The sequence below is a fragment of the Arthrobacter sp. NPDC092385 genome, assembly GCF_044755105.1.
In the GTDB taxonomy this organism is placed as follows: domain Bacteria; phylum Actinomycetota; class Actinomycetes; order Actinomycetales; family Micrococcaceae; genus Arthrobacter_D.
Window position 1 is genome coordinate 1 of record NZ_JBIVQL010000026.1, and the last position, 18,323, is coordinate 18,323.

General features: G+C 62.0%; 18 protein-coding genes. 5 read left to right on the forward strand and 13 right to left on the reverse strand.

Annotation, left to right across the window (positions count from 1 at the left end; all coding sequences use genetic code 11):
• Positions 1–144 precede the first annotated feature (144 nt).
• From ACIQCY_RS17610 to ACIQCY_RS17625, 4 genes are all read left to right on the forward strand, one after another.
• Positions 145–1,104, forward strand: a complete 960-nt coding sequence (locus ACIQCY_RS17610) for a hypothetical protein (RefSeq protein WP_364274821.1) — start codon at positions 145–147, stop codon at positions 1,102–1,104.
• A 91-nt stretch (positions 1,105–1,195) separates the two neighbouring features.
• Positions 1,196–2,626 (forward strand): hypothetical protein, encoded by a 1,431-nt coding sequence (locus tag ACIQCY_RS17615; protein WP_329864246.1) that lies wholly within the window; start codon positions 1,196–1,198, stop codon positions 2,624–2,626.
• A 590-nt stretch (positions 2,627–3,216) separates the two neighbouring features.
• A complete protein-coding gene (locus tag ACIQCY_RS17620) occupies positions 3,217–4,026 on the forward strand; it encodes an HAD-IIA family hydrolase (RefSeq protein WP_329864309.1) in 810 nt (269 codons plus the stop codon).
• 110 nt (positions 4,027–4,136) lie between these two features.
• On the forward strand, positions 4,137–4,574 hold the full coding sequence (locus ACIQCY_RS17625) for a MaoC family dehydratase (RefSeq protein ID WP_364274819.1): 438 nt from the start codon (positions 4,137–4,139) through the stop codon (positions 4,572–4,574).
• 73 nt (positions 4,575–4,647) lie between these two features.
• Here ACIQCY_RS17625 and ACIQCY_RS17630 read toward each other — a convergent pair whose 3' ends face one another.
• From ACIQCY_RS17630 to ACIQCY_RS17650, 5 genes are all read right to left on the reverse strand, one after another.
• Entirely contained in the window at positions 4,648–5,094 is a 447-nt protein-coding gene (locus ACIQCY_RS17630) for a 6,7-dimethyl-8-ribityllumazine synthase (RefSeq protein WP_329864151.1), read from the reverse strand.
• A 231-nt stretch (positions 5,095–5,325) separates the two neighbouring features.
• Positions 5,326–6,321, reverse strand: coding sequence for a dihydroxyacetone kinase subunit DhaK (gene dhaK, locus ACIQCY_RS17635; RefSeq protein WP_329864153.1), 996 nt, complete (start codon positions 6,319–6,321; stop codon positions 5,326–5,328).
• Between the two features lie 47 nt (positions 6,322–6,368).
• Positions 6,369–7,016: a dihydroxyacetone kinase subunit DhaL gene (gene dhaL, locus ACIQCY_RS17640; protein WP_329864155.1), complete on the reverse strand. Its 648-nt coding sequence runs from the start codon at positions 7,014–7,016 to the stop codon at positions 6,369–6,371.
• Between the two features lie 19 nt (positions 7,017–7,035).
• Complete coding sequence (locus ACIQCY_RS17645) at positions 7,036–7,830, reverse strand: HAD-IA family hydrolase (protein ID WP_329864156.1); 795 nt, start codon at positions 7,828–7,830, stop codon at positions 7,036–7,038.
• The gene (locus ACIQCY_RS17650) at positions 7,827–8,711 is read right to left on the reverse strand and encodes a class II fructose-bisphosphate aldolase (protein ID WP_329864158.1); all 885 of its coding nucleotides are present in this window, start codon (positions 8,709–8,711) and stop codon (positions 7,827–7,829) included. The genes ACIQCY_RS17645 and ACIQCY_RS17650 overlap by 4 nt, the downstream gene beginning before the upstream one ends.
• A 152-nt stretch (positions 8,712–8,863) precedes the next feature.
• Between ACIQCY_RS17650 and ACIQCY_RS17655 the strand changes: the two genes are divergently transcribed.
• Positions 8,864–9,601, forward strand: coding sequence for a GntR family transcriptional regulator (locus ACIQCY_RS17655; protein ID WP_329864160.1), 738 nt, complete (start codon positions 8,864–8,866; stop codon positions 9,599–9,601).
• A gap of 96 nt (positions 9,602–9,697) precedes the next feature.
• On the opposite strand, the gene ACIQCY_RS17660 is transcribed toward ACIQCY_RS17655, so the two are convergent.
• The 8 genes from ACIQCY_RS17660 to ACIQCY_RS17695 all read right to left on the reverse strand — a co-directional run bounded on the left by ACIQCY_RS17660 (position 9,698) and on the right by ACIQCY_RS17695 (position 18,224).
• The gene (locus ACIQCY_RS17660; protein ID WP_329864162.1) at positions 9,698–9,997 is read right to left on the reverse strand and encodes an antibiotic biosynthesis monooxygenase family protein; all 300 of its coding nucleotides are present in this window, start codon (positions 9,995–9,997) and stop codon (positions 9,698–9,700) included.
• 246 nt (positions 9,998–10,243) lie between these two features.
• Positions 10,244–11,176: a transketolase C-terminal domain-containing protein gene (locus ACIQCY_RS17665; RefSeq protein ID WP_329864164.1), complete on the reverse strand. Its 933-nt coding sequence runs from the start codon at positions 11,174–11,176 to the stop codon at positions 10,244–10,246.
• Positions 11,173–12,027 (reverse strand): transketolase, encoded by an 855-nt coding sequence (locus ACIQCY_RS17670; protein WP_329864166.1) that lies wholly within the window; start codon positions 12,025–12,027, stop codon positions 11,173–11,175. Before ACIQCY_RS17670 ends, ACIQCY_RS17665 begins: the two co-directional genes overlap by 4 nt.
• Positions 12,024–12,473: an RpiB/LacA/LacB family sugar-phosphate isomerase gene (locus ACIQCY_RS17675; protein WP_329864168.1), complete on the reverse strand. Its 450-nt coding sequence runs from the start codon at positions 12,471–12,473 to the stop codon at positions 12,024–12,026. The genes ACIQCY_RS17670 and ACIQCY_RS17675 overlap by 4 nt, the downstream gene beginning before the upstream one ends.
• A 524-nt stretch (positions 12,474–12,997) precedes the next feature.
• Entirely contained in the window at positions 12,998–13,627 is a 630-nt protein-coding gene (dhaL, locus tag ACIQCY_RS17680; RefSeq protein WP_329864169.1) for a dihydroxyacetone kinase subunit DhaL, read from the reverse strand.
• Positions 13,628–13,786: 159 nt separating this feature from the next.
• The gene (locus ACIQCY_RS17685) at positions 13,787–15,052 is read right to left on the reverse strand and encodes an MFS transporter (RefSeq protein WP_364274812.1); all 1,266 of its coding nucleotides are present in this window, start codon (positions 15,050–15,052) and stop codon (positions 13,787–13,789) included.
• Between the two features lie 381 nt (positions 15,053–15,433).
• Entirely contained in the window at positions 15,434–16,807 is a 1,374-nt protein-coding gene (locus ACIQCY_RS17690; RefSeq protein WP_329864025.1) for an amidohydrolase family protein, read from the reverse strand.
• A 130-nt stretch (positions 16,808–16,937) separates the two neighbouring features.
• On the reverse strand, positions 16,938–18,224 hold the full coding sequence (locus ACIQCY_RS17695) for a purine-cytosine permease family protein (protein WP_400485143.1): 1,287 nt from the start codon (positions 18,222–18,224) through the stop codon (positions 16,938–16,940).
• Positions 18,225–18,323: the final 99 nt, after the last annotated feature.

Below are 18,323 nucleotides of genomic sequence, written 5' to 3' on the forward strand. Positions count from 1 at the left end.
CCCTCGGCTTCCGCAACCTCACCACCTACATCGCCCGATCGCTCCTCGAAACCGGAGGTTTCCGACCACTGCTACACCCTCAAATGCGATGGGCCGTTTTAGGCTGTTGCCGTCTCGAATGCATCAGTACTGGGGGTGGTACGCATGGGTGAATCTCGTTCACCGTGGCGTGCCCTGCGGCCGGTGTTGCTGGCTGGAGCCGCTGCGTTCACCTGGCTGACATTTTCTTCTCCGGCGGCATCTGCCGATGCGCTGCCGGACACTTCGTCGCTGGTGGGATCCGTGACCAGTTCTGTGCAATCGGTGGCCGAAAAAGTGGTCCCGGCCGCACCCGCGCCGACCAAAGCTCCGGCTGCACCGCCATCCGTCGGCCTGGTGCATCCGGTGGTGAACCAACTCTCCGCAACTGCTGATGACTTGGTCTCGTCCGTTCCGGTGATCAACCAGGTGGTCCCTGCCGGCACAGTGTCAGAAGTGACAGCTCCGGTTGCCCGCATTGCTGACGGTGCAACCACGGCCGTCGTGGAAACCGTCGTGCCACCGGTCACCGAAACGCTTCCAGTGCTCGAACCGGTGCTGCAGCCTGTTGCCGATGTTGTGACCGGGTCCGCTCCCCTGCCTATTGATGTCCCGGAACTGCCCCTGGCGGCAGCCCCGGAACACTCAGAACCCGCCCTTCCCTCGGTGCCGGCAGAGACGGGCAGCGCCGAAGCTGCGGCTGCCGATCAAGCCGTGACAGGCCCTGCAGCAGTGATTCCAAGTGCGCCGGAGCCCGCAACATCCGGCACGCTCGAAGCCACTCCCGCCGCCGCGGGCCCGGCTGCCCTTGCGGGCACGTCGGTCTTCCCGACTTTGGCCCATGAGCGGCCATCCCTCGGCAGCGACCAGCCCGGAACCGCTGACCCCGCCTACCCTGCCCAGGCCCCGGCTGCGCCCGGTTCCGGCGCAGGCAGCGGCGGCTCCTCGGGCGGCTCTCCCAGCTCGGCTGCGTGGCTGAGCGCTTTCGATCTTGACCATGCAGTTGCCGGCACTGTCCTTGCCGGCGGGGCCTCTGAGCACGCTCCTGCACCGGTGTCGTTCGACCCCGGTTCCTCTCCTGACTAGTTGAGCCCCACCCTGCCGACCCAGGCAGCACGTGGCCATTCGGGCAGCTGACCAGCGCCCTCATCTCAACTTTTTTCAGGAGAAAATCACCATGAGTTCCAACCTTCGCAGGGGGCTGCTTGGCACCCTCTTTGCCGGCGGGCTTCTAGCCCTCGGCTGCAGCGCGGCAAACGCCGCGGATACGACCAGCGGATCGGATCTTTCCGCTTCCGCCCTCATCTCGGCGGCGGCGTCCGCTGATACGACGTCGTTGGGCCTGCTGGGTGACCCAACGCCGTCCGACTCAACGAACGTCGCCGCCGTAGTGGACGTAAACCTCGGGCTCGGCAACGTGACCGGAGCCGAGGCTGACGGCACCATCGCCGATGTCGCAGCAGCGGCCGACATCAACCTCGGCAACGTCACCGGAACCGGAGCCAACGGAACCATCGCCGATCTTGCCGCAGTTGCGAACGTCAACCTGGGGCTCAGTGACCTGGGCACCAACGGCACCGACGCGGGAACCGCAGACGTAGCCGTTGACGCAGCCGCAGCCCTCGGCGTCGGCAACATCACCGGAACCGGCACCGACGGCACCATCGCCGATGTTGCCGCAGTTGCGGACATCAACCTCGGGCTCGGCGACCTGGGCACCAACAGCACCGACTCGGGAACCGCAGACGTAGGCGTTGACGCAGCCGCAGCCCTCGGCGTCGGCAACATCACCGGAACCGACGGCACCGCCGCGGACGTTGCGGCAGTTGCGGACGTCAACCTCGGACTCGGCGACCTGGGCACGAGCGGCACCGACACGGTGGACGCTGCCGTGGATGCCGACGTCGCGCTGGGCCTGGGGAATGTCACCGGTTCGAACGGACCCAGCGACGGACTGGGTGCCGCCGTTGACGCAGCCCTCGGCCTGGGCGACCTCGGAACCAACGGCACCAACGCAGTCGACGCAGCAGTTGACACCGATGTAGCGCTCGGCCTGGGTGACGTTGCCGGCACCGACGGGACCACCGGCGGACTCGACGCAGCAGTGGACGCCAACGTGGCACTCGGACTCGGAAATGTCACCGGCACCGACGGCACCACCGGCGGTAACGGGAGCCTGGACGCTGGTGTGGATCTGGGGATTGACCTCGGTATCGGGCTGATCGGTGGCGGCAACGGCACCGAAACCCCTGGCACCGGGACTCCCGGCGATGGAAACACCGGCGGAGTTGGCACTGTCGATCCCGGCACCAGCAACCCAGGCAACGACACCGACAATGGCGCCGGCACCGGAGACGGTACCGGCAACGGCACCGCGGGCACGGACAACGGCAGTGGCACAATCAGCACCGGAAGCTTCCCGGTAGCTGCCGCCGGATCCACTGCTGTAGGCGGCGCGATTCCGGCGGTCTCCACTCCCCGTAACACCCCTACGCAGAACGGCGCCGCTGCACTCGCGAACACCGGTGTTGACGCCTCACTGGTCCCGCTCGCCCTGCTGATGCTGGTGGCCGGCCTGCTGATGCTCCGCAAGCGCAAGGTCTCCTAGCCACCTAGAACGCATCCGAAACGCCTGTGCATTGAGCTGAAGCGGCTGCAAACCAGCAGGCTGAGGAGAAGGAGGCGAAACATAGGAAACCGTAAACAGAAACCGGAGAACATGTCTTCAGCACACATGTCCTTGTGACCGGTGGTCCGGTGGCGAAACACTCGCCGCCGGACCGCCGGTGTGCCCGCATCCTCATTCGATGCCCTTAGACGGTGCCAAGTTACTGCCTACATTCCGTCCAGAGTGTCCTCGCTACCACCATCTCTGAACTCTCTCCCCGAGCTTGACGGAATCACGGCTATCGAGCGTGGAACACTTGTTGATTTTGGGAGTACGAATGTCCCGCTAGACGACGGGGGACGTGCCGCCGGTGCCGCTGCTGCGCCAATGCAAGGCTGAGGACGCTGCGCAAGCGGTCCTTGCCCCCGCGCGGGCATTTGCGGCGTCAGGCTGAAGCGTGTGGTTTATCGACTAGGTCGATGCTTCCGGGCAACGGGGTATGGCGAAACGAGTTCCGTCCCCGGCGCTCGGGCGGCTGCTGGATGCTACTGGCTCCCCTATCAATACAATGGCGGGATGGTGATGGAGCCGTGATCAACTTTGAAAACCAGCCCTGGCCGGATCCGATTGAGGGGTTGGTCCTCGATCTGGACGGAACAATTTACCGCGGTGATGTCCCCATTGAGAGCGCGATCCAGGCGCTGCATCAGTTCCGCACCAGTGCGGTCCCTACGGTGTTCATGACAAACAACTCCACAAAATCGCGTGCCGACTTCGCCGCGAAGCTGACCAGGATGGGCTTCGCCGCCGACCCCGAGCAGATCGTCAACACTGCCTATGCCACGGCACGCTACCTCGTGGAAAACTACGAGCAGGGCCTAATCGTCTACGTAGTGGGAGCGCCCGCACTTTCGCGTGAAATTGAGGAAACGGGATTCGTCCTCTCAAGCCACAAGCCGGACATCGTTGTTATCGGGCTCGACCGTGAACTGACCTACGTGAAACTTCGCACGGCCGTACGAGCGATTCTTGCTGGTGCTCACTTCATCGCTACGAATCCAGACAGGCTGATCCCTGAAGGCGGAGAACTGGATCCGGGCGCGGGCACCTTGGTCGCGGCAGTCGAAGCCGCCACGCGACACCTCACCACGCCCGAAGTGATTGGGAAGCCCGAGTCACACATGCCCCGGATTGCTCTGGAAATGCTCGGGAGCCGCCCCGACCGCACAGTTGCTGTCGGCGACCAAATTCTTACAGACGTCGCGGCAGCTCAACGAGCCGGTATGTTCGGGGTCTTGGTCGAGACAGGGGTTCCTATCCACGCGTTCGAGGACGTGATTCCCAGCCGGGTGATTTCGAGTCTCCTCGAGATACCCGTCGGAAACCCATTCCGGCCCTAGGCAGCATGCCCCGGAGCTTCGGGTGGGGCAGTAGCAGCACCGTCCGTTGCGGGCCCTTATCCCGCATAATTTACAGCCCGCCTTCCGGGGCCGTTCACGAAAGGTTGACCATGGAAGCTCATCCCAATCGTCCCAGACCCATCGTTGGGCAAACCGCTCATCTGTCGCGCAAAGTCACCCACGAGGACATCTCGTTGTTCACCCAGATCAGCGGTGACCGCAACCCCCTACACTACGATCTCCGGGCTGCCCAGACCTCACGGTTTGGCGAGATTATTGTCCAAGGTGGTGTAACTAGTGCCATCCTGAACGCCGTCGTGGCTGAGGAGCTGCCGGGACCCGGATCCGTCTTCCTGAGCGTGAACTGGAACTTCATGGCTCCTGTTCGTCCTGGTGACGTTATTACCGGGCACGTCGAGGTAACTGAAGTACGTGCAGACAAGCCTGTTACGACGTTACGTACGTGGGTGGTTCGTGATGACGGAACAGTTGTTCTCGAGGGCACAGCTACTTGTTACACAATGGAGCTTGGCGGACCGCCGGACTAGGGCTTTTTGTTCTTGAAGGCCCCGGAAAGACACATGTGCAGGTATCACCACGTTCTGTGGGTCTGTGTGTCCTTTAGGCCTCCTGGAGGGACGCCAAGGTTGTAAGAGTTGAGGTGAGAGCGTCGGCCAGTTCCTTCCCCTTGGCTACAAAATGCCGGGAAAACTGGTTGCGATGTTCTTCATGCTCGTGGAAATGGTGAGGAGTTAGGACTCCGGAGAAAACTGGTACGTCAGTTTCCAATTGCACTCTCATAAGGGCGTCCACGACGCTTTGTGCGACAAATTCGTGGCGATAAATGCCCCCGTCAACCACGAGGGCAGAGGTGGCGATTCCGTCGTAATGACCGGATACTGCGAGGCGTCGGACGAGTAGCGGGATTTCGAAGGCGCCAGGCACTTGGTGGACATCCACGTTGGTAATGCCGGATTCTTTCAACCGTGCCTGAAAGCTTTCCACGGCACGATCAACGATGTCTGCATGCCATTGGGCGCTTACAACCGCTACGCGGACGGAGGACATAGCCTTAGGAGACAAGTGAAATGCCTTTCTTTTGGAGCTCACCGGAATGCTTGCTGCTTCCGCCCGGTGGTCTCGCCTCGGAGCTGGTTATTCGTCAGGGGAACGGCGGCTTGTAGAACTTCAACTAGGGAGTCCGAACTGGCCGCCAGGAGTCCCTGCCGGCCAGTTCAGAGTACTGCCATGACGCTGGTGGTGATGTAACTCTTCGGAATATCGGAGGGTGCCGATTGGTCAGAAGATGCGGGCAGCGATCTCAGCCGGGGCTGCCAGCAGTTCCTTGATCTCGTCGTCGAGCTTCACGAGAGTCAGGGACATTCCAATCATGTCCAGCGCGGTGCAGTATTCGCCTACATAGCTCCGGCTTACCGTGATGCCTTTTTCGGCAAGACGCGTGTGTGCGCTGCCGTTCAGAATGTAGAGCTCGCTGATGGGCGTGCCGCCCAGTCCGTTGACCATGAGGGCCACTTCGTCACCGTCTGCGAATGGCAGGTCGGGGACAATTGCGTTGAGCAGCTCGTCCACAATCTCGTCGGCCGTGGCGATTTTGACGCGGCGGCGGCCTGGCTCGCCATGGATTCCAACGCCGATTTCCATTTCGTCGTCGGCCATCTCGAACAGCGGGGCACCCTTCGCGGGAGGCGTGCACGCGCTCAGTGCAACGCCCATCGTACGGGTTGCGGCGTTCACCTTCTCGCCGATACGTACGACCTCGTCCAGGTCGGCGCCGGCTTCGGCGGCAGCCCCGACTGCTTTCATGACGAAGAAGTTGCCGGCCACTCCTCGGCGACCAATGGTGTAAAGCGAGTCTTCGACCGCGACGTCGTCGTTGATAAAGAGGGTGCGCACATTGATGCCCTCAGCCGCGGCGAATTCGGCGGCCATCTCGAAGGCCATCTTGTCTCCGGTGTAGTTGTTCACCAGGAGGAGCACGCCTTTGTCGCTGGCGAGGCGGCGGGTGGCCTCTACGACGTAATCCGCTGGCGGCGCAGCGAAGATATCGCCGGGGCAGGCGCCGTCGAGCATGCCCTTGCCGACCGCCATGACGTGCGCCGGTTCATGTCCCGAGCCGGATCCCTGAATGATAGAGACTTTGTCCTGCCGTGGAGCGTCGGAGCGCATGATGAGGTTGTACTCCGGGACGTACGTCAAGGTCTCCGGGTTGGCCAGAGCGATGCCCTTGAGCATCTCGGGGACGAACGCTTTGGGGTCGTTAATGAACTTTTTCATTGCCGTCTTTCTCTGAATCGTTGTCGTTGATCCTGCGCTTGAATTCGTCACCGGGTACCCGCAATCCGCTCAGCCAGTACCGCCATTGCGATCGCTCCGGGGTCAGGTGAGCCGACGCTGCGCTCACCCGTGTAGGACGCGCGGCCGCGGCGGGCTGTCAGCGTGCTCGTGCGCTCAGCAGCATCACGGGCGACGACTGCAGCACTCTTGGCGATGGCTTTGGGGTCAGATCCTGCCCTGACTCCGGCCTCGATAGCATCAGTGAGGGGTACGAGCGCGTCAAGCAGGGTCTTGTCTCCCAGGCTGGCGCCGCCGCGGGCCATGATGCCCTCGGTCGCGGCCCGGAGCATGGCAACGACGTCGGCACCTTCGAGCTGCTGCTTGCCGCGGGCGACGGAGGACGCGCGAAGGAATGCGGTTCCCCAAATCGGGCCTGAGCTTCCTCCGATCCTGCTGCTCATCGTTAGGGCCACGCCGCCCAGGAAAGAGCCGAGGTCGGATCGGTCGTAGCCCTCCCAGGATTCGAGCACGATCTCGAAGCCGCGGGCAAGGGAATAGCCGAAGTCGCCGTCGCCGGCGACCGCGTCGAGATCGCAGAAGTACGTCTCGTTTTCAACACAGGTCTGCGCGATCGTCTTCACGACGTCTTCGAGACGAATTGTGCCTTCTGTAACGGAGGCGGTGTCGTTTTGCATTTCAAGGCTCCTTAGGAAATCAAGAGAAGGTTGGGATGGACGTTGCATTTAGGAGGTCAAGAAGATTCTTCAACGACACTTCGCCGTCGACGCCGACGGCGTGCGGGTCGGAGACCACGGCCACGGGATGGTCCGGCAGCTGGCCGAGCGAGTCGACAACCAGCGCCGCCCCCGTGAAATCTTCATTGATGGTGTAGCTGCTGCGGGTGACAACGGTGGTCAGGCCGGCAGCGAGGGCGGCCCTAAGGCCGTTAGCGCTGTCCTCGACCACTACTGCCTGAGTGGGCTGGATGCCGAGTTCCCTAATGGCAAGGTGATAGATGTCGGGCGCGGGCTTTTTGTGTTCGACCATGTCGCCTGCAAAGACTGAGAACTGCCTGGCCAGATCGGTTCCAACGACATGTTCGAGGACTGCCCGGACCGATTCCTCGGCTGAGGTTGATGCCACTGCGAGTTGCCAGCCCGCGTCAGCGGCCTCGGCCGAGATCCGGGCGATTCCAGGGCGTGGGGGCAGCTCTCCGGCGCGTACCATCGCCGTGTAGCGGGCAGTCTTTTCGCGGTGCCACTGTGCGATCAGGTCGTGCTGGGCCTCCCGGTCCTCGGGAAGGCCTGCCTTCGCGATGAATTCGGGTGTGAGCAGTTTGCCGAGCCGCTCCTTGCCGCCGCCGATGGCCAGCATTTGGGCGTAGTCTTCCTGAGACCAGTGCACCGGCAGTCCGAAGTGCTCGAAAGTCGCGTTGAATGCCGGCAAGTGGCCATCACGCTCGGTGTCGGAGAGGACGCCGTCGCAGTCGAAAATCAGGGCATCGCTCATCGGGAACCTACTGCCTCGTTGGCGTGCTGTGCGCGGCCAGCCGCACCGAACTGCTCGATGTGTTCCACAATTTCGTTCCGGACGGCCGCCGAGACATCCCGGAACAGGCTCGGTGGATCCCACCGGTCGTTGAGACGGGCGCCGTCAAGGTGCTTAGCGGCTGCCTGCATGTAGGAATGCTTGACGGCTGTGGAGATGTTGATCTTTGACACGCCCGCGTCGATGAACAGCTTGAAGTCTGCTGCGGAGAGGCCGGTGCCGCCGTGGAGGACGATCGGCCTGTCGACGAGGGCGGCGAGCTCGCGCACGCGACTTGGCAGAAGCTTCGGGGGGGTCTTAAACGCCCCGTGACTGGTGCCCACCTGGGGTGCAAGCATGTCAGCGCCGGTACTCTTAGCGGCCGCCGCGAGTTGCTCGACGGTGTAAGAGTGCAGTGCGGTGTCGGAACCGACGCCGTCCTCAACGCCCAAGATGTTTTCAATCTCGGACTCCACGTCCACGCCGGCAGCGTGGGCCTGGGCGACAACCTCGGTAGTTTCCCTGACGGCGGACTCAAAGTCGCGGTCGGAAGCGTCGAAAAGAACCGAGGACCAGCCCGCGGCCACGACCTCGTCAATGACGGTCCGGTCCGGACAGTGGTCCAGATGCAGTGCCACGGGCACGGTGACATCTTTCGTCACGGCTTCGAATGTCGCGCTGAGAAGCCGTGTGCCGGCGGTGCGCACCGTTTTGACCGACACCTGCACAATAAGCGGGGCAGAGCAGGCCTGGGCGGCCTCGACTACGGCCCGCATGCTGACTTCATCGAAGACGTTGACCGCCGGCACGGCGTATCCGTGATCGCGTGCGGTTCTGGTCAGTGTTGCTGTCGAAACGAGCATCCTCGTCCTTACCTTTCAGTGGTTCCTTCCAAGTTGCCCGCGTCGGATTACTGTGACGCGCACCATAAAACCTGAAACTAACGTAGACTATACAAGTATGTACCGCGCTATACAACACCGCGGCGGGCTATAATCGGCTAGGAGGTGCCAATATGACTGATGTGCTTGAGCGTGACTCTTCTGTCCCGCTGTACCTGCAACTTGAAGAGATCCTGCTGGCCAAGATCACGAGTGGCGAGTGGGCGCCCGACCAGCGGATCCCCTCCGAGAACGAGTTGAACAGGATTTACGGACTGAGCAGGATGACGGTCCGGGGCGTGCTCAACAAGCTCACTGCCGATGGGCTGCTGATCCGTGTCGCGGGCAAAGGCACGTACGTAGCCCCGCGGAAGATCAGCGCAGTGTCGCCGGCCTATAAGGGCATCCGGGAGCAACTCGAGGCCCTCGGCTACCACACCTCGACACAGCTTGTCTCGCTTGACCTGGCTGCTCCGCCCGCCAGAGTGCGGGAAAGGCTGGGGCTCGGTCCAGAGGACCAGGTTTTCGCGATCGTTCGCTTGCGCACCGTTGACGGCAAACCCTTGAGCTTGCACCGCTCGTTCATTCCGGCCCGTTTGGCGCCCGGGTTGGACACGCACGACGTCGTCAACGAGCAGCTCTGCGTGGTCCTCGAGGAGAACTACAGCCTCCCGATGAAAAGTGTCAGGGAAAACCTCGAGGCCGTGGCTGTGGATGGCAATGAAGCCCGGCAACTTGGCTTGCGCCGGGGAGACCCGGCGCTGCTGCTCACTGACGTCATTTCGGACCCGGCGGGCACGGCCTTTGAGTACTCTTCGATCGTCTTCCGTGGTGACACCATGCAGCTGAAGTTCGACTACCAGCTCGATTGAACCAGGCTCCTGCTCCTGCTGAGTGGTAATCATCTGCACAACGCACCATGAAAGATCCGCCAGATGAAGGCCGGACCTCCCATGATCACAGCGGGGTCAGAAGCCAAGGTAGGCCTGCTGGGTGTGTTTGACCTGGGGTGGCTGCGCGAAGTGAGGTCCTGCGAGTTCCCGCCACCTGGTGAATGCTGTAGAGCTGCGAAACCGTTCCGTATGATCTTCCAGGGTTGCCCAGCCAACGATCAGGGTGTATTCGGACATGTTCTCCACGGTCCGGTCCACGCGGAGGCTGAGTGCGCCCGGGGCTTGCTGAAAAAGCGGGACGGCCTGCGAGAGGACGTCTTCGAAAGCGGCTTCGGAGCCGGGCTTGATGGTCAGTGTTGCGACTTCGTAGATCATGCGCACACTCCTTTTGAGATTGCGGACTGGCTGGGACAGGTGCTGGATTGTTCGATCTTCGTAATGCTTGTGCCCGTCGGCGACATGAGTGATGCGGCGGCTGCATCCGATTCCGGGGGGGCATGCTCGCTAGTCAGAGGGCAGGTCCATCCGCGCGATCCTGTCGTCCCGGCTGCCGTATCCGAAGTGGCGGACAGAGGCGGTAATTCGCTATGACGACCCGGTACGCGTCTGGCCGTGCTGAGCTCAGGCCGCAAGCAAGTCTGTCAGCTTCGCGTGGAGTCCGGCAGCGTCAAGTCCGTAGTGCTGCAGCAGCCCTGAGTACGTCCCTGTGATCACATGCTGGTGAGGGAGTCCGATTGCATCATGGCGGACTCCGAGGTGGCGGATCGTCTCTGAGACCGCTGCGGAGAGGCCTCCTCGGATGTAGTGCTCCTCGACCGTGATCACATGGCCGGTGCGTGCGGCCGAGGTAGTGATCAGCTCAGCGTCGACCGGCTCCACGGTCGGCATACCGATCAGGTCCACTCCGATGCCGTCGGCAGCGAGGAGGTCGACGGCGTGGATCGCTTCGGCGGTTACGGCCCCGGTCGTGACAACGGTCGCCTTCTCCCCCGTGCGGATGGAACGCCCTTTACCGATGACGAAGGGCTCTTCCTCAAAAAGGTCGGGGATGGCGGGACCGCCCACGCGCATATAGACGGGACCCTCATGGGTGAGCATCGCATCCACGGCAGCCCGGATCTCGCCGGGGTCCTGGGGAGAGATGATCACAACGCCGGGCAGCATCCGGATGATGGCGTAGTCTTCGAGCGAGTAGTGGGTTGGTCCGAGGTCCGAGTAGGTCATCCCTCCGTTACGTCCGACAATCTTGACGTTTTGGCCCATGTAGGCGATGTCATTACGAAAGGCCTCGTAGTTGCGGTTTGTGACGAAGGCGGCGATGGCGGCAAACACCGGAATCCGCCCGGTAGTAGCCAGCCCTGAGGCGACCCCCGTGACACCGTGTTCCTGGATTCCGAATTCAAAATATCGTTCCGGGTGCCGGCTCTTGAAGGTACCGAAACCCGAGGACACGCCGCTGTCGGCGGAGAGGACCACAATCCTGTCATCGTTCTGTGCCCTGCTGGTTACGGCTTCCCCGAAGGTCTTGCGCGGATCGATCAGGGGTGTGCTCATCGTGTTCCCACCGTTTCTGAGATTGTGGCCAGTCGGTTCTGCAGCTCTGCCTCGGCAGCGTCTAGTTCTTCCGGATTTGGTTTCCAGTAGTGCGATGCTGCAGTTCCTTCCAGAAAGCTGATGCCCTGCGCCTTAGTGGTCCGGGCCACGATGGCCGTCGGTCTGCTCGTGCTAAGTGGTGTCTGGTCGAGGACGGAGATGACTTCGCGCATGTCATTGCCGTCGATCGTGCGCACGGCCCATCCGAAGGCGCTGAACTTGTCCGTGATTGGCTCCATGTTCATTACGTCCGCCGTATGGCCGCTGATTTGCAAGTCGTTGACGTCGATGAATGCAACCAAATTGTTCAGCTTGTGGTGTGCAGCGATGGCGGCCCCTTCCCAGTTGGAACCCTCGGGGAGCTCGCCATCTCCAAGAACTGTAAATACCCGGCCGGCGCCGCCGGAGAGCCGCAATCCGAGAGCCATGCCGCAAGCGATGGGGAGGCCGTGCCCAAGGGCCCCTGTGTTGGCCTCCACTCCGGGAAGTTTATGCATGTCAGGGTGGCCGGCGAGTCGACTTCCATGCCCGGCATACGTGTCCACCAGGTCTTCTGGAAAGAATCCGCGCCGGGCAAGGACAGCGTACTGAGCCATGGCTTTGTGCCCGGCAGAGAGAAGGAAGCGGTCCCGGCGAGGATCCGTCGGCTTGGCCGGGTCGACGTTCATCGTACGGAAGTAGAGTGCAGTGAGGATGTCAATGCAGGAAAGGGCTCCGCCAAGGTGTCCAGAACCGCCCGCGCGGAGCATGCGGAGGACCAGGAGTCTGGCCCTGGTTGCTTCGAGTTCGAGGGCTGCGATGTCGTCGTTCATGGGCGCGCCTCATTCCCGCCCTCGTAGCGATAAAGTTCGGCGAGCTTTGGCGTGCTGCGCTCTGACGGTTCGTATGCCACTGCAAGATAGTCACGCAACAGCCGCTTCGCGGTTTCGGGACCGATGACCTGGGCGCCCATGGCGATCATGTTGGCACTGTTGCTCAATTGGGCACGCTCGGCCTGGTACGAGTCCATAAGCAGCGCGCAGTAGGCTCCCTTGACTTTGTTTGCAGCGATGGAGACTCCGATGCCGGTGCCGCACAGCACTACTCCCCTGTCGACCTCACCCCGGGCGACACTTTCGGCGACATTGATGGCTGTCAGCGGGTAGAGGGGGTCTTCAGATCCAAAATCGCGTACCTCGTGGCCGAGCTCAACTGCATAGCGGGCGAGCACCGCCTTAAGATCGCTCGCGTTTGGGTCACAACCGATACCAATAAGCATGGTTCTCCGATCTATACTTGTATAGGGTTGTATAGATAGTAGGGTTCGCGGGCTGGGAAATCAAGGGTCTACCCTGAAACAGGCTGACTGAGGTTGGAGGCAGTCCGGCCTGGCGGCGATGTGGGAGCAGAGATCGCGCGGACGCTGAGTGCCCGCGGCGGACCGACCGCAAGAGGACCCGTACAGGCACGTTGGCGCCCCGCGGAGATGCAGCGCTGTGATTGCATCGGTGCTTGGGGGTGGGCTGGGCGCAATCCTGATCCCGCGTGCCCCACCCTCGCTTCCCAGACGCTTGGCTAAGCTCAGTGGAGAACAACTGCTGCGGAGCTGTCAGGCTCGGCCCATCAGACATGACGGGGCGCTGTGCCCGGGTGCACGCACCCCTGTACAGGGGCTCTTGTTTAGCAGGCCGACTCGCGGCATCAAGTTCTCTGCTTCACAAGGTAGAGAACAGCCGAGGAGTCTGCCTCATCGGACCTTGAGGGCATCGGCTGGGCCGCTCACATCGGCTGGGTGTGGGGAGATCAACTCCAGGACTCTGCGATGCGTTCGGCCAGGACCGCGATGGCAACGGCTCCGGGATCGGGGACACCCACGCTCCGCTCGCCGCTGTAGCTGGCGCGTCCGCGTCGGGCCACCAGCACACTGGCCGCGTCTGCAGCGTCACGTGCGGTTTTTGCGGCAGAGACCGCAATCTCCCGCGTCTGTGAGCCCGAGGTGCTTAGGTCCTCGACGTTGTCGGTCATGGGAACGAGAGCGTCGAGGAGGGTCTTGTCGCCCACCTCCGCGCCACCACGGGCCTTGATTCCGGCGATCGCTGCCCTGAGCATGGCCACGACGTCTTGGATTTTCAGCTCGTCAACGCCTTTGACGGCAGTTCCGGCACGAAGGAACGCAGTGCCCCAGATCGGCCCGGAAGTCCCCCCAATGCGTGAGCTGAGGCAGAGGGCTACCGACTGAAGGAAGGCGCTGGCGCTTTCTTTTGGCAGGGTGTCCCACTGCTCGATCAGTTTTTCAAAGCCTCGTGCCAGCGAATAGCCGAAGTCTCCGTCGCCGACAACGGAGTCGAGATCGGAGAAGTAGCCCTCCTGTTCGACGCAGGTGTCAGCGATTGTGCGGATGATCTGCTCAAGACGGCCGATGTTCGTGGTCATTTGATGTGGTCCTGACTTTGAAGTTGCTGCTGCGACATGTACATCTCAGGTCCGTAATCCCTGGCATCGTCGTGCGGGCGGATGGGCGCTGGTAAAGTCCTCCAACGCGGTGGAGGGAGGCAACAGCACCTTGCGCCGGGGCTGAGCCTGCTGTTGGTTCTATTGGCCTTCGCCATGATGTTTCAGTTGCCTCAGCACGCTGCGGATTGCCAACACCCCTATGGCCGGGCCGAGGGCGAGGCAGACGAATGCCCATCCCCAGCCGGCGTTAGCCTGCAGTGTGGGGACGAGCCAGACGATGGGAACGGTCACGGTGTAACCGAGGGCCATCTGCAGGGTTAACATACTGCCCACATATCGCTGGTCGGCTACTTGAGTGATGAGCACTGAGAACTGGGCGGAGTCAGCGATGACCCAGAACCCCCAGAGGAGGGCGATGAGCAGGACGAGCCAGAGGGCGCCGGCCGGTATCCAGCCGATTACCGCGGCGCAGGCGCCAGAGAAGATCATGGAAACGATGGCTGACTTTGCGCTTCCGACGCGTTCTGCCAAGCGGCCGCCGACCAGACAGCCAACCGCCCCTATGCTGACGACGACGAAAGTCGCCAGGCTTGCGAACTGCTCTGTAAGGGGCGAGTCGGAGCGGGCAAGCACTGAACTGAGGTACACGGAGAACCATGACCACATGGCGTACAGCTCCCACATGTGGCCGAAATACCCCAGCGAGCTCATGAGTACGGGACGTGCGGTGAATGCCCGGAGTGCCTCTCGCAAGGAGAATTTACTGCGCGGAAAGGTGAAAGGGCCGTCTTTCGCCGCCAACAGCGCAGTGAGCCCGCCCGCAGCGCTTAGCAGGCTGGTGCCAACCACTACGAATCGCCAGTCCAGGCTTCCCGCGGCCGCCACGAGGTGAGGGGACGCTGATCCGACGGTCAGCGCACCAATCATGACGCCAACGGCGGTCGCCCGGGAGGTCTTGAACCACGTGGAGATGCACTTCATCGCCGAGGGGTACACCGCCGCCAGGCAGGCACCGGTTAGGATGCGAAGGGCGATGATCTGCCACGCGTCGTTTGCTGCCAGCATTCCCAGGTTCATGATGCCGGCCAGGGTGGCGCCAGCGAACATGAGATGCCGTGGGCCGAACCGATCTGCGGCACTGGTCGTCGCAAGTACCAGGGCGCCGATGACAAACCCCACCTGTACACCTATGGTCAGCCAGGCTGAGGTCGAATCGGACAATTGAAACTGGCTTGCCAGCTGAGGAACGACCGCGCTTGCTGAGAACCATGTGGCCATGCTGAGCAGCATCGCCACAGCCAGCGCCGCCAGGGCCCGCCAAGCGCGCTTGGGGATCAGAGTGGACTCTAAATCTCCGGTTCCGCCTGCATTCTGGGCGACAACGTCACCTTCGACTTCACTCATTGATGCCTTCATTCGTCCTCGAGGCGTTGCTGGGGTGTTACCTGATACCGGACCAATTTCCGGCCCCGTAGCCGACCATGGAGGCTTCTTCCAGCGTTAGTAGCGCCGGATCCGGGATTTCACCGCTTAGCCTCCTGCCCGGCGTCGTTCCCCGCTTGCTGGAGCTTACGTTGGCAGGGCCAGTCTTAGGGAGCGAGGCCGGTCTTGGTCTTAAGCGGATGCGAGAGGGGGATGGCGTCGCGAGCGTTCGCCATCCCCCACTGCTTTAGGACCATGATTCTTACCCTGCCTTTGGAGGGTGTGGTCCGTGTTACCGTCGCGCAGCACACCGGTGCGCTTTCAGGCCAATCCGCCACCTGCCCTGAAGCGCTACGCGGTGTCTTAGTCGACGGGGACTGGCTGCGTCACGAGGGCTTCGGTCGGCAGGCCGTCGCGGTCGATCTTGGTGCCTTCCTTGTACACGTCCGATATCGAACCCAGGTTGTTAATGTCCGTCAACGGGTCGGCGTCCAGAACCACCAGGTCAGCGAACTTGCCCGGCTGGATGGAACCGATCTTGTCCTGGCCGTAGGCCTTGGCTACGCCACTGGTGCATGCCACGATGACGTCCATCGGCGCCATACCCTTCTCCGTCACAGCGCGTGTCCACGCGAGGTGGTCCCTGCCGATCGTCCACGGATATTCGGGGTCATCCACCACGTTGAGGTCTTCGCGGACGTCGCGAGGGGTGCAGCCGGCGTCGGTTGAGAGGATGATGGGTGCCCCTGCGTCGATCAGCAGCTTTTCGTTCAGAGCGTGCTGGCCGCCGGCGTAGGTGGCCCACCGGCTTCCTTCTGATTCCCACCTGCTCTGGTGCGCATGGGTGACCGATTGCAGTGCGCTGGCCGATCCCACCGCGAGCAGCTTGTCGACCAATTCGGTGGAGATCGGCTGCTGGCGTGTGATGGTGGGGTGGATCAGAACGTCTGCTTCGACGTCAAGGGCAGCCTCCAGCGCGTGCGTGGAGAAGGTGTGCGTCAGCAACGGTATACCTGCCGACTTTACTTCCTCTGCGATGGCCCTGAGGGTTTTGTCGTTGAAGCAAAGGTACGTGCGGCCGCCCATATCGATGCCACCGAGCTGCTCGCTGACCGATACCTTAACCATGTCCACACCACGGGTGATGTAGTCGCGGACACGGGCACGGACTTCGTTCGTCGGAAGGACTGTCAGTTGATGTCCGACGCCCACCTCGAAGAGGCTGTCGAGGCGGTCGGCGAAGGTCTTGCTGATGTAGGGACGGCTGCGGCCGTGGTGGTCTGCGCTGAACGGTCCGCCCATGCCGATAATGGTTCCTGCTGCAAAGATCCGCGCTGCGGTCGCCTTGCCGGCGTTGATGCGGTCCCGGGCGGCGAGCACAGGGCTGGGTGCGTTGTAGGTGTCGAAGACGGTGGTCATACCGTTCTTCAGCCCGATCTGGGCGGCCTCGATGATGACGTCCGCCAAGCGCCCTTCCCAGCGCGCCAGGTATTCGATGCCGCCCGGGCCGCTGAGCAGGGTGATGCCGTCAAGAAGATGAACATTGCCCGAGACATAACCAGGCAGGACGTACTTTCCTGTGCCGTCAACGACGGTCGCGCCATCGGGAATCCGGACCGACCCGTCCGGGCCTACAGCGGTGAAGACGCCGTTCTCCATCACGACGGTGCCGCCTTGCAGCGGGGCACCCCCAAGGCCATCAATAACTGTGGCCGATTTGATAGCAATAGTGTTCATTTTACTTTCCTTGTTTTCGACGTCCGCCGTAGGATCCCGGACGGAATGTAGCCCCAGACTTGCTTTTCTTTTGCGCTGACTGGTGTGCGGTTTCTCGAGAAACGGCACACCAGTCAGCTTCCCTATTAGCTCAAGACACCAAACTCGCGTCCCGGCCATCTTCGTCAATGTTGCCCTTGACTGTAGATGCTGATGTCAACGGCTTATCAGGACCCAAGCGCTTCAGCAACGATGTGGTGAGTGCGTGCCCGATTCCCACCGCCACTGCGACCGCTGGCCCCTGCATCAGCCAGACAGGCACGAAGTTGTATCCGATTGCACCGATGATGACCCATGCCACGGCGGACAGGTTGAATCCGTGGAAGTACCAGTAGGGGCCCTTCCGGTCGAAAAGTCCGAGAACATCTATATGGCCGCGCTTCATGAAGTAGTCAGCCACGAACACGCCCACCAGAGGCGCAAATCCGTAACCCAGAATGTTGATGGCATCCGTGAACTGCTCCACGATAAAGGGGAAAGCGGCAAGCACCGTCCCAAAAATTGCAACTACGATCGTTGACCAGAAGCGCCCAAGCTTGGAAATCAGGTTGGCAAGCGCCAGTCCGCCCGTGTAGAGGTTCATGACGTTGACGGTCCAGTTGTCGAGGACGAGCAACAGCAGAAGGAGCAAGAGCGTAACTACACCGGGGTTGAGGCTGGGGATGACCTCAAAGGCGTTGGCAGTCTTGCCCAGTGCGCCTGCTGCGGCGTAAGCACCGAAGAAAGCTGCGCCGAAACCGCCAACCACTGCCGCCAGCAGAGTTGCCGTCCACATCTGGACCCGGGAGTTGGTGTAGCGGCAGTAGTCTGCGGCGTCCGTGACTTGGGCGAACCATCCAACTGCCATACCGCTGGCCCATACGGCGATGATCGACCAGTTCCATCCTTCAGTGCCCGCGAAGGAGAAGACCTCAGCCGGAGCAAAGCCGGGTGCACCTGAGGTTGCAAGCCACCACAGCAGGTACGCGATAACGAAGAGCTTGACGGGGAATGCGACCCGGGAGAGCCACTTCAGTGAGTGATAGCCGAACAGTGCCACCACTGCCTGGGCAACCGCGAACAGGAGGCTCACAACAATAAGCGAAACGTCGGCGTTGAACAGTGACTTAATGATGGCCACGATGCCGGCAGCGCCGGCCAGTGTTGTGAAGGCAAACCAGAAAGCGGAGCTGATGGTGCGCATGCCGCCGATGATGACTTGCGATCCTCTGATGCCTAGGAAGGCGCGGGTGGCGACAGTGCCGGGGAGCCCGTAGTCCACGCCGATCGTAGCCAGAATTGTGTACGGGATGAAGGCCATGACGACCCCCAGCGTCATGGCGATAACGGAGGCCCAGAAGGGGAGTCCTGCGGCCACTGCCAAGCCTGAGATCAGGATAAGGGGCTCTTCGGAATCAAGGGTGTAGCGAGGGTCTGAAACCTCCGGCCTCGAGCAGGCTCCTGGCTGTGTAGTTCGCGAGGTTGCGGAAGCCGAGCG

What these genes read in the sequence shown, in the direction of transcription:
- ACIQCY_RS17655 (WP_329864160.1), top strand. Translation starts at nt 8,864, where the DNA reads ATGACTGATGTGCTTGAGCGTGACTCTTCTGTCCCGCTGTACCTGCAA.
- ACIQCY_RS17645 (WP_329864156.1), bottom strand. Translation starts at nt 7,830, where the DNA reads ATGAGCGATGCCCTGATTTTCGACTGCGACGGCGTCCTCTCCGACACC.
- ACIQCY_RS17660 (WP_329864162.1), bottom strand. Translation starts at nt 9,997, where the DNA reads ATGATCTACGAAGTCGCAACACTGACCATCAAGCCCGGCTCCGAAGCC.
- ACIQCY_RS17685 (WP_364274812.1), bottom strand. Translation starts at nt 15,052, where the DNA reads ATGAGTGAAGTCGAAGGTGACGTTGTCGCCCAGAATGCAGGCGGAACC.
- ACIQCY_RS17675 (WP_329864168.1), bottom strand. Translation starts at nt 12,473, where the DNA reads ATGCTTATTGGTATCGGTTGTGACCCAAACGCGAGCGATCTTAAGGCG.
- ACIQCY_RS17615 (WP_329864246.1), top strand. Translation starts at nt 1,196, where the DNA reads ATGAGTTCCAACCTTCGCAGGGGGCTGCTTGGCACCCTCTTTGCCGGC.
- ACIQCY_RS17630 (WP_329864151.1), bottom strand. Translation starts at nt 5,094, where the DNA reads ATGTCCTCCGTCCGCGTAGCGGTTGTAAGCGCCCAATGGCATGCAGAC.
- ACIQCY_RS17610 (WP_364274821.1), top strand. Translation starts at nt 145, where the DNA reads ATGGGTGAATCTCGTTCACCGTGGCGTGCCCTGCGGCCGGTGTTGCTG.
- ACIQCY_RS17670 (WP_329864166.1), bottom strand. Translation starts at nt 12,027, where the DNA reads ATGAACGACGACATCGCAGCCCTCGAACTCGAAGCAACCAGGGCCAGA.
- dhaL (WP_329864169.1), bottom strand. Translation starts at nt 13,627, where the DNA reads ATGACCACGAACATCGGCCGTCTTGAGCAGATCATCCGCACAATCGCT.
- ACIQCY_RS17690 (WP_329864025.1), bottom strand. Translation starts at nt 16,807, where the DNA reads ATGAACACTATTGCTATCAAATCGGCCACAGTTATTGATGGCCTTGGG.
- ACIQCY_RS17650 (WP_329864158.1), bottom strand. Translation starts at nt 8,711, where the DNA reads ATGCTCGTTTCGACAGCAACACTGACCAGAACCGCACGCGATCACGGA.
- ACIQCY_RS17625 (WP_364274819.1), top strand. Translation starts at nt 4,137, where the DNA reads ATGGAAGCTCATCCCAATCGTCCCAGACCCATCGTTGGGCAAACCGCT.
- dhaL (WP_329864155.1), bottom strand. Translation starts at nt 7,016, where the DNA reads ATGCAAAACGACACCGCCTCCGTTACAGAAGGCACAATTCGTCTCGAA.
- ACIQCY_RS17665 (WP_329864164.1), bottom strand. Translation starts at nt 11,176, where the DNA reads ATGAGCACACCCCTGATCGATCCGCGCAAGACCTTCGGGGAAGCCGTA.
- dhaK (WP_329864153.1), bottom strand. Translation starts at nt 6,321, where the DNA reads ATGAAAAAGTTCATTAACGACCCCAAAGCGTTCGTCCCCGAGATGCTC.